Source organism: Paraburkholderia oxyphila NBRC 105797 (genome assembly GCF_000685075.1).
Taxonomy (GTDB): Bacteria; Pseudomonadota; Gammaproteobacteria; order Burkholderiales; family Burkholderiaceae; genus Paraburkholderia; species Paraburkholderia oxyphila.
Genome location: NZ_BAYD01000058.1, coordinates 21,853 through 33,882, shown reverse-complemented (window position 1 = coordinate 33,882; position 12,030 = coordinate 21,853). Strand labels below are relative to the sequence as shown.

The 12,030-nt window shown below is 62.3% G+C and carries 18 protein-coding genes; 17 read left to right on the top strand and 1 reads right to left on the bottom strand.

Annotated features, from left to right (window positions below; genetic code table 11):
* Nucleotides 1-45: 45 nt before the first annotated feature.
* Nucleotides 46-246, bottom strand: coding sequence for a zinc-ribbon domain-containing protein (locus tag BO1_RS62105; protein ID WP_407670017.1), 201 nt, complete (start codon nucleotides 244-246; stop codon nucleotides 46-48).
* Nucleotides 247-494: 248 nt separating this feature from the next.
* On the opposite strand from BO1_RS62105, the gene BO1_RS59555 reads away from it, so the two are divergent.
* From BO1_RS59555 to virB10, 17 genes are all read left to right on the top strand, one after another.
* Entirely contained in the window at nucleotides 495-797 is a 303-nt protein-coding gene (locus BO1_RS59555) for a hypothetical protein (protein WP_156992457.1), read from the top strand.
* 48 nt (nucleotides 798-845) lie between these two features.
* Complete coding sequence (locus BO1_RS29885; protein ID WP_028220692.1) at nucleotides 846-1,193, top strand: hypothetical protein; 348 nt, start codon at nucleotides 846-848, stop codon at nucleotides 1,191-1,193.
* Nucleotides 1,194-1,539: 346 nt separating this feature from the next.
* Nucleotides 1,540-1,749, top strand: coding sequence for a hypothetical protein (locus tag BO1_RS29880; protein WP_407670016.1), 210 nt, complete (start codon nucleotides 1,540-1,542; stop codon nucleotides 1,747-1,749).
* Between the two features lie 63 nt (nucleotides 1,750-1,812).
* Entirely contained in the window at nucleotides 1,813-2,025 is a 213-nt protein-coding gene (locus BO1_RS29875) for a hypothetical protein (RefSeq protein WP_156992456.1), read from the top strand.
* Nucleotides 2,026-2,028: 3 nt separating this feature from the next.
* The gene (locus BO1_RS29870; protein WP_043287182.1) at nucleotides 2,029-2,322 is read left to right on the top strand and encodes a hypothetical protein; all 294 of its coding nucleotides are present in this window, start codon (nucleotides 2,029-2,031) and stop codon (nucleotides 2,320-2,322) included.
* A gap of 37 nt (nucleotides 2,323-2,359) precedes the next feature.
* Nucleotides 2,360-3,019 carry a lytic transglycosylase domain-containing protein gene (locus tag BO1_RS29865; protein WP_028220688.1) on the top strand — a complete coding sequence of 220 codons (660 nt, stop codon included), beginning with the start codon at nucleotides 2,360-2,362 and terminating at the stop codon, nucleotides 3,017-3,019.
* Between the two features lie 12 nt (nucleotides 3,020-3,031).
* A complete protein-coding gene (locus BO1_RS29860; protein WP_028220687.1) occupies nucleotides 3,032-3,379 on the top strand; it encodes a hypothetical protein in 348 nt (115 codons plus the stop codon).
* 5 nt (nucleotides 3,380-3,384) lie between these two features.
* Nucleotides 3,385-3,813, top strand: coding sequence for a VirB3 family type IV secretion system protein (locus BO1_RS29855; protein ID WP_028220686.1), 429 nt, complete (start codon nucleotides 3,385-3,387; stop codon nucleotides 3,811-3,813).
* Complete coding sequence (locus tag BO1_RS29850; RefSeq protein WP_028220685.1) at nucleotides 3,806-4,015, top strand: hypothetical protein; 210 nt, start codon at nucleotides 3,806-3,808, stop codon at nucleotides 4,013-4,015. Before BO1_RS29855 ends, BO1_RS29850 begins: the two co-directional genes overlap by 8 nt.
* Nucleotides 4,006-6,402, top strand: a complete 2,397-nt coding sequence (locus BO1_RS29845) for a VirB4 family type IV secretion/conjugal transfer ATPase (protein WP_043287178.1) — start codon at nucleotides 4,006-4,008, stop codon at nucleotides 6,400-6,402. Before BO1_RS29850 ends, BO1_RS29845 begins: the two co-directional genes overlap by 10 nt.
* Before the next feature lie 496 nt (nucleotides 6,403-6,898).
* Nucleotides 6,899-7,546, top strand: coding sequence for a type IV secretion system protein (locus BO1_RS29840; RefSeq protein ID WP_028220683.1), 648 nt, complete (start codon nucleotides 6,899-6,901; stop codon nucleotides 7,544-7,546).
* Nucleotides 7,547-7,560: 14 nt separating this feature from the next.
* Nucleotides 7,561-8,499, top strand: a complete 939-nt coding sequence (locus BO1_RS29835; RefSeq protein WP_028220682.1) for a type IV secretion system protein — start codon at nucleotides 7,561-7,563, stop codon at nucleotides 8,497-8,499.
* Nucleotides 8,500-8,524: 25 nt separating this feature from the next.
* Nucleotides 8,525-8,881 (top strand): hypothetical protein, encoded by a 357-nt coding sequence (locus tag BO1_RS29830; protein ID WP_245643939.1) that lies wholly within the window; start codon nucleotides 8,525-8,527, stop codon nucleotides 8,879-8,881.
* Nucleotides 8,882-8,943: 62 nt separating this feature from the next.
* Nucleotides 8,944-9,069 carry a hypothetical protein gene (locus BO1_RS61795; protein ID WP_281179211.1) on the top strand — a complete coding sequence of 42 codons (126 nt, stop codon included), beginning with the start codon at nucleotides 8,944-8,946 and terminating at the stop codon, nucleotides 9,067-9,069.
* Nucleotides 9,066-9,965 carry a virB8 family protein gene (locus tag BO1_RS53330; RefSeq protein WP_052409649.1) on the top strand — a complete coding sequence of 300 codons (900 nt, stop codon included), beginning with the start codon at nucleotides 9,066-9,068 and terminating at the stop codon, nucleotides 9,963-9,965. Before BO1_RS61795 ends, BO1_RS53330 begins: the two co-directional genes overlap by 4 nt.
* Nucleotides 9,962-10,819 carry a TrbG/VirB9 family P-type conjugative transfer protein gene (locus BO1_RS29815; protein ID WP_028220680.1) on the top strand — a complete coding sequence of 286 codons (858 nt, stop codon included), beginning with the start codon at nucleotides 9,962-9,964 and terminating at the stop codon, nucleotides 10,817-10,819. The genes BO1_RS53330 and BO1_RS29815 overlap by 4 nt, the downstream gene beginning before the upstream one ends.
* Nucleotides 10,812-12,026 (top strand): type IV secretion system protein VirB10, encoded by a 1,215-nt coding sequence (gene virB10, locus BO1_RS29810; RefSeq protein WP_028220679.1) that lies wholly within the window; start codon nucleotides 10,812-10,814, stop codon nucleotides 12,024-12,026. Before BO1_RS29815 ends, virB10 begins: the two co-directional genes overlap by 8 nt.
* Nucleotides 12,027-12,030: the final 4 nt, after the last annotated feature.

Genomic DNA, 12,030 nt, shown 5'->3' with positions numbered 1-12,030 from the left:
CGAGTGGCGATTTGGCCATCAATGACGCATTAAACTACCACTCAGCTAGTGTTCACGGGAATCAAGACTCGGTGGCCGGTCAGTAGATCTCCCAGCTTTGTACCGATCGACGGGTTCCTTCGTCCAAGTAACGCAACTTCGACATCGATTTTTCAGGGTACGTCGAGCACACGTCGCCTGATATGCGTGTTTGGTTCGATCGCATATCCATAGTACTGGCCTTGCGTGACCGGCTTTACGGCGAATTCTTCGTCGTGGCGCTTTATTTCAGCGTGAACCGGATGAGGACGCACGCCCAACGCTTAACATTTAAATCTGCTTGCAACATAACTTAATGTTTTTTGGACTAGGCCGCAGACCATTCGCGTGGACTGTCGGTATCGCGAAAAAATCGTAAGGCCCTTCGCTCTAGTCGGTTGAGTTTGGGTTGATCATGCGGTCCGACAACTTCATGTTGGCTGGTTAGTTAATTGGAGGCGCATCAGGAGGTTGAGATGGATGGAATCGTTCGTTCGCAATATCGACTGCCAAGCGATGTGGACGCATGGTTAGCAGCGCGCGCGAAAATGGAGGAAAGGTCGAAAAATACACAGCTGATTGTCGAGCTGCGTGCGCGAAGGGCCGAAGTGGAGGGGCGATACCTGGGGGCGATAACTCAGGCACTATGGAAGTGGCGGAACGATAGTCAAGCCAAGACGTGCGCCAATTCGTCGGGTCGCGATCAATCGTTGATGATTGGCGCGGTGTTGCTGAGTTTGTCAGAAGGATCGGCAAATGGCCCAAGTCGATTCGTCTGACACTTGACGCCGGCCTCTGTCTGATGTAAAAGTCAAATATGGATTTTGATGAAAAAATTCGAATTTGATAATTTCAGATTGATGTCTTCCGCGCGATCCAGCAAAAAGCCTGTTTTGATCGAACAGACCGAAACAGAGATGAGAGTGACGCTCGCAGAGATCGCGCGTGGCCTGCTTGATGAACCGTACCGGGTCAGGATTTTTTTGGGTAGTGGCCAAGCATGGGAGATCGAGTTGCTTACCGATTCCCGGCAGATCCACCAGATTCAAACGCAGCGAGGCCCAACGCGCACATGGCTTGCGCTGGATAAGGCGATCGAGGCTGCCTTGACGTATTGCACTGACGCGAAAAGCATCAGCGTGGAAATTGGGTCGATTGTTCTGGAGTCGCGGTAGAAGCGGTTGATACCGGTGTTGACGCACCGGTATCAACCTGACCATTACGCAGCAACTGTTGAGGAAAACCGGAATGGCTACGCGGATTGTAGCGCATTGGTCCCATTGTGCGACCAAGGTAGGCCTGCGCGCGCTTGCCGCGGCGGCCGCGCTACTCGGGCGTCCGAAGCTTCGACGCGGGGACAGGCCCATAAGCGTGTCTGGTAGAGCATCAAAAACAAGCAAGATCCCGCCCCGAATACGCCGGGGTCACCTCGTCGCCACTCCACTACGATCCCGCCACTCCGCTTGTACGGCTTTGGTAGCCGTCACTGATTGATTATCCCCGGAGGAAAATGCCATGTCATTGAGTCACGCGGAAAAAATAGTACTACTAAATGCGTCGCTCGCGGGTGTTGATGCGATCGACGCGCAAATAGAGATCCTGTGCGCCGCCTACCCGCGTGCTTTTCACATGCCGGATTCGCTGGCAACGCGCCGTTTCTTCGACGAGCCAAAGCGCGCGTTGCCGTGTCGTGGCTTCGTGCGCGCGTGTGAGACCGGGCAGGAGATCTAGCGGGCGTGGGCACCGCCGGCCGGCTAGATGTCGAAGGGGGCTGACGACATCGGAGGACGCCGTATGGGCAGAGTTTTTGGGTGGATTCGAAAGGGCGTGTGCGCGCTGCTGTTGTTCGTGGCGGCGACATCGTTCCTTGGCTTCGCGTACTGGGTGATCCGGCGGCACTCGTCGTTGCGCGATCTGATTGCGGTGGCGCTCGTGGGTTTGGGTTGGGCTGCAATTGGCTATGGGGCATACCGGCGCGGCTGGCCGCGCGATGCCCGGGAGTGGTGAACCATGCGCAACCTGTTTAGACATCCCCTTGCGAAACCGCTCGGAGTCGGCCTGATGCAGCTGGGCGTGCTCATCGCGTGGGGCTGCGGTGGCATGCAGTGGTTTCTGGAGTACTACGTGCCCTGGGCTGCCCAGCGGGTGCAGAGGCTATCGCTATTGGCCGTGGTGCCAGCGGCGCTCGCCCTGGACCTAGCCTGTGCGGCCGTAGTGCTGGTGGCGCTCCAGTTGGCCCCTATCGCGGTTGCCCTCGCGGAGGGCGCCGCGCAGCGGATCTGGCGCGGGCGAGGTGACGCATGAAAGCACCCCCAAGATGCGCGCATGCATGGGAGCCGTCATGATGCCGGTCGACTTCGCGATGCTCGCGCAGCAGTGTGCCCCTGCAGTCTATCCCAGCACCCTGCAGGCGCTGGTCAAGACGGAATCCGGCTTCAATCCCTTTGCGATTGGCGTGGTCGGCGGTCGCCTGGTGCGGCAACCGCGCACGCGCGACGAAGCGATCGTCACCGCGCGTGCGCTTGAGGCGGCCGGCTGGAACTACAGCATGGGCCTGGCACAGGTCAACCGCGCGAACCTGCGCGTCCATGGCCTCACCACCGAAACCGTGTTCGATCCTTGCGCGAACCTGCGCGCCGGCGGCGCCATCCTCTCCGACTGCTACACCCGCGCATCCGCCGGCGGCCGCCCGCCTCAGGACGCCGTGCGGGCAGCGCTCAGCTGCTACTACAGCGGCAATTTCACGCGCGGCTTCAGGGCGGACGAAGGGGGCACGAGTTACGTCCAGCGCGTGGCTGCGAATGCAGTCGATATCGGTGCGAGCGCCACGGTCGTCCCACCGATCGCTGTCGTGCCGGATGGCGCGGCACCGGTTGCGCGCGCGGCAGCGCACCCGGCTCACGTGCGACGGGCCGATGACTCATCCAGTGCCGCCACCGGGGCCGACCATGCCCGGCAGGCCGGTCACCACCCAGCCTGGGACGCCCTGGGCGATTTTTAACGGAGCAGGCAGATGCAGAAGATCTTTCCCAAAACCGTCGCCGGCCGCGCCGTGGCCTTGCTGCGCATGCGCAGCATGCATGCGCGCCGCATTGGGGCTGGCGTGGTGATGTCGATGGTCGCTCGCGCCGCCTGCGCGGGTGGCGGTCTGGCCGCGGGCACGCAGGCCGCCAACACTTTCACGACGTGGTTCTACAGCTTTTGCGGTATCTGCGCCGGTTCGTATCTGCTGTGGACCGGGATCCAGTGCTGGACCAACAAGGCGGACTGGATCCATGACTTTGGCGGCGGCATTGCGAAGGTGGCCGGTGTGGGTTCGGCACTCGTGCTGGCCGGCTGGGCATTCGGCCTCTTCGGCTGATCGCCATGGAAGACGACCGTACGCTTTATCCGTCCTACGCGGGCCTGAACCGGATCGCGATGATCGGCGGCGTCCCGATGTTCCCGGCGCTGATCATCGGCTGTGCATCGCTGATCGCCAGCATGACCGGCGGCTTTGTGCTGGGCCCTGGCGGCCTGCTGATCGGCTCGGCCGGCGTGCCGGTCTTCCTGTTTTTCCGCCATGTCTGCGAGACCGATGATCAGGCGCTGCGCCTGACCTGGCTGGAATTCCTGTGCTGGCTCGACCGCCGGCGCGTATCGGTGTTCGGCAAGACCTGCACGCTCGCGCCGATGCGCTACGGGCGCGATCTGGACGTGTACACCCGCGCGTTTGCGCACGGCCGGGACCTGGAGCGCTTCGAGGCGCTGCGTCACAGCCTGCTCTCGCAGGCACTGGAGGACGAAGATGAGTAACCGCGATTGCATGCCGGCCGCCGACGGTGCAAGGCCGGCCAAGGTGGGTAACACGATAATTCACGGGCGCCCTGGCGCGGGCAAGACCACCTTCAACGTCTTTTACGACATGCTTCGCCTGACGGAGCGGGAGTTCTGGATTGTGCGCGGCAGCGGCAACCCGGCAGATGCGCCGGGCGCGGGAGACGAGCCATGCGCGTGAGCAACGAGCTGAACCGGCTCGTCGCGGCCGCAGAGGACAAGCTGCCGCGCATCGGTCGCCCGGTGTCGGTCAGTGCCACGAGCATCGACAGCGGCGGCGCCATGATGGTGCTGCGCGTGAACGGCGTGCCGTTCGAATCGGTCAGCCGCGGCGAGATCGAGGCCCGCTACGACAGCTGGAACCGTCAACTGGCCGCGATGACGCTGGAGAAGGGCAACCGCCTGTCGCTGTGGACCACGTTCCGCCGGCGGCGCGTGTCGTTCGGAGACGAGTACCGCTTCTACAACCCGTTCATCCAGCAGACCGTCGACAAGTACCTGCAGCGATTCCGCAAGCACGACCACTTCGAGAACAGTTTCTACATCACCGTGATCCTTCAGGGCAATGACCTGGATGAAACGGTGCGCGAGCTCGAGGAGCTGGGCGAAGGGCTGACGAAGGCCCTCGTGTCCTATGATCCGCAGCTGCTGGAAACGTACGGGCACAACGGCATCCTGTTCTCCGAGTCATACCAGTTCATCGGCGAACTGGTGAACGGCATCGATGAACGTGTGCCGGTCACGCAGGCGACGGGGCGTGAGCTGATCCCGACGTCGCACCTGCATTTCCACTATGACACGGTCGAGATCCGCACCGACCGCTCGACGCGCTTCGCGGTCTGCTACGACCTGAAGGATTTTCCGAAGGCAGGCTGGGGGCAGACGAATCCGCTGCTGTCGCTGCCGGTCGAATTCACCCTCACGCAGAGCTTCGGCTGCCTGAGCACCGCTGAGGCGATGAAGGCGATCGAAGACCAGATCAACAACCTGAATTCGGTCGAGGACAAGGCAAAGCACCAGATTGACGAACTGAAACAGGCGGTCGCGCTGATCGCCGGGCGCGATCTTGCTTTCGGCGACTATCACGGTGCGCTCGTCGTGTATGGCGACACGCCGGAGAAGGCGATCAGTAACGGCGCGTACGTGACGAGCCGGGCGCTGAACGACTGCGGCTTCAGGTTCGTGAAGGCGACGGCGTCGGCGCCGTTCACGTACATGAGCCAGGTGCCGGGATTCAGGACGAAGCCACGGCCGATGCCAAAGTCGACCCGCAGTCTTGCATCGTCGTTCTCGATGCACACCTATTCGGCCGGCAAGGCGCGCGGCAATCCGCTGGGTGATGGCTCGGCACTCATGCCCGTGCAGACGGTCGCGAAAAGCCTGTTTAGCCTGAACTGCCACGCTTCACGCCTGGATGAAGACAGCGTCGGCGAGAAGGTGGCCGGCCACACGCTGATTCTCGGCTCGACGGGCACGGGCAAGACGACGCTCGAAACGATGCTGCTCGCGTTCCTCGAGCGGTTCGACCCGAAGATCTTCGCGCTCGACCTCGATCAGGGCCTGCGGATCTTCCTCGAGGAGATGGGCGCGCTCTACTACACGCTGCGCGAGGGCGAGCCGACCGGTCTCGCGCCGTTCGGCCTGCCCGATACGAAGCGCAACCTTGCGCACCTGTATGACCTGGTGGGCGCTTGCTGCCGCGACGAGAACGGCAAGCTCAGCGCCGATGACCAGCGGCAGATCAAGCATGCCGTCGACACGGTGATGAAGCTGGAAAACATCGAGCACAGGACTTTCAGCCGCCTGCTGGAGTCGATTCCGGACACGGGCGAGGAAAACAGTCTGTGGCTGCGCCTGAGCCAGTGGTGCGGCGCAACTAACGGTCGATTCGCCTGGGCGCTGGACAACGTGCCGAGCACGCTGACGAACATCGCTGACGTGCGCCGGATCGGTTTCGACGTCACGGACTTCCTGAAGAAAGACTATGCCGCCACGGAGCCGGTCCTCGCGCACCTGCTGTATCTCAAGGACCAGATGCAGAAGAAGGGCGGGCTGCTTGCGACGGTGATCGCCGAATTCTGGTTGCCGGCGAGCTATCCGACCACGCAGGAGCTGATCCGCAAGTCGCTGAAGACGGGCCGCAAGGCCGACGAATTCATGATCCTGGATTCGCAGTCTCCGGAAGACGCGATCCAGTGCCCGGTCTTCGCCGAGATCCGCGACCTGACGGCGACCAAGATCTATCTGCCGAATCCGGATGCGACGCGCGAAGGCTACAAGCTCCTGAACCTGACCGATCGCGAGTTCGACACGCTCAAGCGGCTCTCGAAGGAATCGCGGACCTTCCTGATCAAGCAGAGCAACCAGTCGGCGTTTGCAACGCTGGATCTGGGTGGCATGAACGACGAAATCGCGGTGCTGTCCAGCAGTCTCGACAACGTGGCGATCTGGGAGGAGTGCGCGCGCGAGGCCCACGGCGATACGGATCTGCGCATGCAGCTGTTCCAGGCGCGCCGCAAGGGCAAGCGCAATCGCACGCCCGAGGTGGAACTCACGGAGGAGAATTGAATGACGACGATCGACGAACTGCATCTCGCGTCGGCTATCGGGCCGGCCACACGCGAGCAGCTCAGGCAGTGGGCGGTTGAGCACGACCGGATGTGGGACAGGAAGAACCGTGTGCGACGCATCATGTTCGGAGTCTTGCTGTTTTCCATTGCAGCCCTTGTGGTTGCTGCATGCATGTACAGGCTCCACATTTCCCGCATCGGCACATGGCACGGAAGTCATGCTGATTTCGGCACTCTGGTGGTTGAGGGCGTGGCGATAGGCCTGTTCGCGACCGCCATGGCGGATCGAATGGCCCTGCCTCGTTCCCGTCCGGTCAATCCCTGGCGCCCCATCGACCTTACACCTGCCGATCTTGAGGAGCAGAACACGGATTTCCCGGGGCGCTGGCGTATCTCGATGCGGTTCACCATCGGCACCGGCCAATCGTGCCGCACGACCTCGCCGGACTGGCGATGGTTCGCCAGCAACAGTAGTCCAGCCACGGAGCATGACGATGAAAACCATTCGGAAACTGACCGGCGCCGCAGTGTTGGCGGCTTACTGCTCCATGCAGACCGCGCACGCGCAGGGTGTTCCGGTGTTCGACCTGCAGGCGGTCGGGCAGGCGATTCTGACCGTCAAGCAGCTGGAACAGCAATACAGCGTGATCTCGAACCAGTACGCATCGACGATCGGCAATCGCGGCTTGGGGAACATTCTCAATGACGCGTCGCTGCGCAACTTCCTGCCGGATCAATGGCAGTCGGTTTATGACGAAGTGAAGAGCGGGCAGTTGAATGGCATCAGTGGCCTCGCCAGCACCATCGAGAGCCAGGAGGGGATGACCGCGTACACGCCCGGCCAGCAGCGCCTGAACGATACGCTGGCTGCCAACAAGGCGATGGCGATGCGCTCCTATCAGGCGTCGATTGACCGGCTGACCAACATCCAGCAGCTGATGCAGCAGTCGAACCTGACGCAGGATCCGGCCGCAAAGGCCGATCTGCAGAACCGGTGGTCGGCGGAGATTTCGTCGATCAACGCGGAAAAGATGCAGCTGGATCTCGCGGGGCGGCTGCAGGACGCGGAGAAGGAGCTCGCACAGCAGGCTGCGCATAACGACATGCAGAGTCGCCTGAACGACGACAACGCCGATCAATAACGCGGAGCGCGAACATGGCCACGCAACTGACGATCTTCACCGATATGTTCAACTCGTTCGACCAGAACGTGCTGAACACGATCAACACCGGCTCGGCCCGGATGATCTCACTGATCAGTCCGCTGGTCGCCGCGTGCTTCAGCCTCTACGTCCTGCTCGTCCTGCTGTCGTACTGGCGCGGCCACAATGACAGCCCGATATCCGATTTTCTGCTGAAGACGGCGGGGTGGGCTGCTGTGCTCACACTCGGGATGAACATCAACTACTACAGCGAGTACGTCGTGCCGTTCTTCAACGGCCTTGGCGATGATCTGAGTACGGCATTGATGGGGGGCAACAGCCTGAGCAACGGGCTGGATACGCTGTTGAACCTCTATATATCCGCGATAAAAACAATGTACGCGGGGCTGACATGGAGCGACATTGGCCTCTATATCGAGGTCTCAGTGCTTGCAATCTGCATCCTCCTGGTCGGCGTCCCGTTCCTTGCGATTGCGGCGGCCTACATTATCCTCGCGAAGTTCGCACTGGGGTTGCTGCTCGCACTTGGTCCAGCCTTCGTCGTTGCTGCGCTGTTTCCGGCAACGCGCCAGTTTTTCCAGAACTGGGTCGGGCAGTGCCTCAACTATGGCCTGCTCGTCGCGCTGTTCGGTGCAGTTGGTGCAATCGAGGTGAGTTTCATGACCTCCGTACTGCCCAAAGCATTCGATGTGCATAACGTGATGCTGACCTATGCGATTGAAGGAAAGATCATCGGTGCAGGGCTGGTGTTCATCGTGGTGTCGTTGAACATGCCATCTCTCGCCTCGCAACTGGCAGGTGGCGTGGGCATCTCGTCGATGGTCGGTAAGATCGGAGCGGCGGCCAGCATGGTGATGAGGGCGACGAAGTTCTCGGGCGGATCCGGCGGTGGGTCGTCGGGTGCGTCCAGCAACTCGCTTGGCCGCGCGTGATCTTGACTACTTCCAGGAGGAATCGATGAGGGCAATCCGGTTCGTGACTGCAGCAATCATGGTTGTTGTGGCGCTGACGCAGTTTGGCTGCGGCAAGAGTGATGGCGACCAATACCTTGGGAAATGGACGCGTGTTAATGGGCAGGACTACAACGAAATCGTCATTAGTAAAAATGGTAGCGGCAACGACTTCTATGTTTCGCACCGGGAGGATCAATACAACGACGATGGCAACAAGGTCGGGACGATAACGCGTCAACAGCCAGCCACCGTCGTGGACGGAAAGATGATTGTCAGCGCCGCGATTCAATATGCAATGACGATCGACAAATCGAACGGGCATCTTGTTACGCCTGGGTCGGAGTACGCTCGCGCGAAGTAAAGAGAGACCGTCCGCCGGAGCAACCAGCGATGGCGGGCGGTACAACCCACCCGGAGATTGAAATGAAATTCATCGTCGTGCTTTGCAGCGCCGCGCTGCTTGTGGCCTGCTCGTCGGCGCCAAAGCCGACGCAACCTGAGGGGCCGTGGATGCCCGTGAACCATGCGACACAGGGGAGCGCGCAATGAAATGGATTCCGGGGAAGACGGCCAAAGCGCAGGCTGAGCCTGTCGCGAATGCGACCGACGCCAATTCCGCAGCTGCGCTGCAGAACCTCGCGGCGAAGCTCGCCGACGCCGACCCGCGCGAGATGGCGCGTACTTATTTCAGGGAAGCGCTCTCGTTCGAGAAGTCCCGGCAGCAGATGCAGGAGAACATGACGAAGATCGCCTGGCTCGTTGCGTGCGGCGCCATGCTTGTCGCACTGGCTTCTATTCTTGGCTCAGCAGCTTTAGTAGAACTAAAGAGACCATCGCCGCCAGTGATCATCAAGGACAACACCGCGACCGGCGACGTGCAGGTGATCGACGTCGCGCACAGCGGATCCGTGACCTTCGGTGAACTCGAGTTGCGCGCAGCACTGCGCAGGTACGTCGAACTGCGCGAGCGGTATGACTGGTACACGATCCAGGACGACTACGACACCGTATCGCTGATGAATTCCCCGCGCGAGCAGACGGAGTACGCGGCGCTGTACAGCCGCAAGAACGCGCCGCAAAACGTGCTGACCGACAAATACCGCGTGGTGGCACAACCCGGTGCGATTACGTTCGTCGGCTCGACCGCACAGGTGTTCTTCTCGAAGAAGATCATTTCGCTGTCGACGCAGGGGAGTTCGACACCGACGCCGCCCAGGACGGAGTATTGGGTCGCGACGATCACCTATGAGATGGGCGATCTACCGACCAGAAGCGATGAGCAGGTGCGCAATCCGACCGGATTTCGTGTCACCAGCTACTCGGTCGATCGCGACTGGACCCGCAGCAGCACGACGGACGGCGCGGCGCCGATGCCGTCGGCGGCCACGTCGTCCCAGTCGGCGCCGTCGGCACCGTCGGATGTGCAGGGAGGGGCGAGCCAATGAAAGCCCGGTTCCAGAACACGTTGCGCGCGCAGGCGGGTGTGTTGACGATCGCGGCCGTGCTGGCCACCCTGGCCGCCGTGGCATTGCCGGCTGTGGCTGAAGTGATACCGGGCCCGTGCGGGAGCGACCCCCATGTGGCGTGCGCGGTGTACGACCCAACCGAGACGTACCGGATCGCCTACCGGCCCGGCGAGGCGACGGTCCTCATCTTCGAGAAAGGCGAAAAAATCGACGGCGGTGGCATGGGCGACGGCAAGGCCTGGTCCGCGGGGCCGGCTGGCAACGGCTTCTTCTTCAAGCCGAAAGCCGCGCAGGCCGCTACCAACCTGATCCTGCTCACGAACCGGCGGCGCTACGTGCTGAAGCTGGTTCCGGTCACCCGGCGCGAGCAGGCGGTGTGGTCGCTGACCTTCGACTACCCGGACACGCGTGCGAAGGAGTCGGCGGTCGCCGCCGTTCGCTCGGCCGAAGCGCGGGCACTGCTTGCGCAGACCGTCAGCGCGCCGGGCACGGGCAACTTCAACTACGACATGCACGGCGATACGACACTCGCGCCGACCGCACTGTGGGATGACGGCCGCTTTACCTACTTCGAGTTCAGGACGAGCCGCGACCTGCCGCAGATCTACCGCGTGTTCTCGGACGGCAAGGAAGCGCTCGTGAATCCCGACGACGTGCGCGGCCCCGTGCTCGTCGTGCACGACACGGCGCCGGGCTTCAACCTGCGCGTGGGCGATGCTGTGCTCGGCATCCGCAACAACGCATACCGGCCCGACGGCCAGCTGAACCCGACAGGCACGACGATTCCGGGCACGGTGCGGCTCGTGAAGCAAAAGGAGGCGGGCGGTGAGTAACGAAATCAACCTGAACCCGTCGCCGGTCGAGCCGGCCGGCATCGGCGAGCGCGGCGTGCCGGGTGTTGGCCGCACGAAGCGCAAAAGCCCGTTCCGCATGCTGCCGATTGTCCTCGGGATCGTGCTGGTCATGCTGTTCGGTGCGATTGCGGTGGGTGTCGCGATCAAGCGCTGGTCGGCGCAGCAGCACGCCGAGTCCGAGGCCGCCAGGGTCGACGCGCAAAAGGAAAAGCCTTCGGATGAGCGGCACGACTTTGCGCGTGACCAGGCGAAGATCGAGAAGCAGCGTGCGCTGGAAGCGGCGATGGCCTCGGAAGCTGCTGCTCCGAGTTCCGCGCTTGCCACACCAGCCCATGCTGATGCCGCGCGTGCGTCGCCTGCGGGCGGAAGCGGTGCCGTCGCGGCAACTGCAGCCAGTGCGGTCGAGACGGCCGCGCAGCGCAAGCTCGACGGGGACGTGCTGCTCAACTTCAACAATGACCAGAAGGCGCCGGGCGCCGCGGGCGCGGGCGGCTTGCCTGGTCTCGCCGGTTTGACCGCCCAGCATCCCGATTTCGCGAAGGATGGCCTGGACAGCAAGCTGCAGCCGTCGAAGCTGGCGACGGTCAAGGCCGAACTGATGCCGTCACGCGACTTTCTGCTGATCGCGGGCACCACGATTCCGTGTGTGCAGGGCGCGGAGATCATCACCGACTACCCGGGCATGACCACCTGCCACGTGTCGAAGGACGTTTATTCCGCGAACGGCAAGGTGCTGCTGATCGAGCGGGGATCTGAAGTGGTGGGCGAGCAGCGCCAGGCGCTGATGCAGGGGCAGGCCCGGATCTTCGTGATCTGGACGCGTCTGACGACGCCTGACGGTGTGATGGTGCAACTCGATTCGCCGGCGGCCGACGCGCTCGGCGGCAGTGGCCTGCCGGCCTGGGTCGACAACCACTTCTGGACGCGGTTTGGCGGCGCCATGATGGTCAGCCTGATCAGCGATGCCGGGCAGGCGCTGTCGACCATTGCGGCGAACTCGGGCAGTGGCAGCAACGGCATCCAGTTCAACAACACGACGAATGCCGGCGGCGAGGTAGCGGCCGAAGCGCTGCGCAACACCATCAACGTGCCGCCGACCGCCTATTCGAAATACGGGTCGATGACGACGATTTTCGTCGCGCGCGACGTCGACTTTTCTGGCGTGTACGAGCTGGCGACGCCCTGATCCA

Coding starts and splice junctions, on each gene's coding strand:
- BO1_RS29865 (WP_028220688.1), top strand. CDS start 2,360: ATGATGCCGGTCGACTTCGCGATGCTCGCGCAGCAGTGTGCCCCTGCA.
- BO1_RS29885 (WP_028220692.1), top strand. CDS start 846: ATGAAAAAATTCGAATTTGATAATTTCAGATTGATGTCTTCCGCGCGA.
- BO1_RS61795 (WP_281179211.1), top strand. CDS start 8,944: ATGAAATTCATCGTCGTGCTTTGCAGCGCCGCGCTGCTTGTGGCCTGC.
- BO1_RS29840 (WP_028220683.1), top strand. CDS start 6,899: ATGAAAACCATTCGGAAACTGACCGGCGCCGCAGTGTTGGCGGCTTAC.
- BO1_RS29875 (WP_156992456.1), top strand. CDS start 1,813: ATGGGCAGAGTTTTTGGGTGGATTCGAAAGGGCGTGTGCGCGCTGCTG.
- BO1_RS29855 (WP_028220686.1), top strand. CDS start 3,385: ATGGAAGACGACCGTACGCTTTATCCGTCCTACGCGGGCCTGAACCGG.
- BO1_RS29850 (WP_028220685.1), top strand. CDS start 3,806: ATGAGTAACCGCGATTGCATGCCGGCCGCCGACGGTGCAAGGCCGGCC.
- BO1_RS29830 (WP_245643939.1), top strand. CDS start 8,525: ATGAGGGCAATCCGGTTCGTGACTGCAGCAATCATGGTTGTTGTGGCG.
- BO1_RS29860 (WP_028220687.1), top strand. CDS start 3,032: ATGCAGAAGATCTTTCCCAAAACCGTCGCCGGCCGCGCCGTGGCCTTG.
- BO1_RS29835 (WP_028220682.1), top strand. CDS start 7,561: ATGGCCACGCAACTGACGATCTTCACCGATATGTTCAACTCGTTCGAC.
- BO1_RS29815 (WP_028220680.1), top strand. CDS start 9,962: ATGAAAGCCCGGTTCCAGAACACGTTGCGCGCGCAGGCGGGTGTGTTG.
- BO1_RS59555 (WP_156992457.1), top strand. CDS start 495: ATGGATGGAATCGTTCGTTCGCAATATCGACTGCCAAGCGATGTGGAC.
- BO1_RS29845 (WP_043287178.1), top strand. CDS start 4,006: ATGCGCGTGAGCAACGAGCTGAACCGGCTCGTCGCGGCCGCAGAGGAC.
- BO1_RS53330 (WP_052409649.1), top strand. CDS start 9,066: ATGAAATGGATTCCGGGGAAGACGGCCAAAGCGCAGGCTGAGCCTGTC.
- BO1_RS29870 (WP_043287182.1), top strand. CDS start 2,029: ATGCGCAACCTGTTTAGACATCCCCTTGCGAAACCGCTCGGAGTCGGC.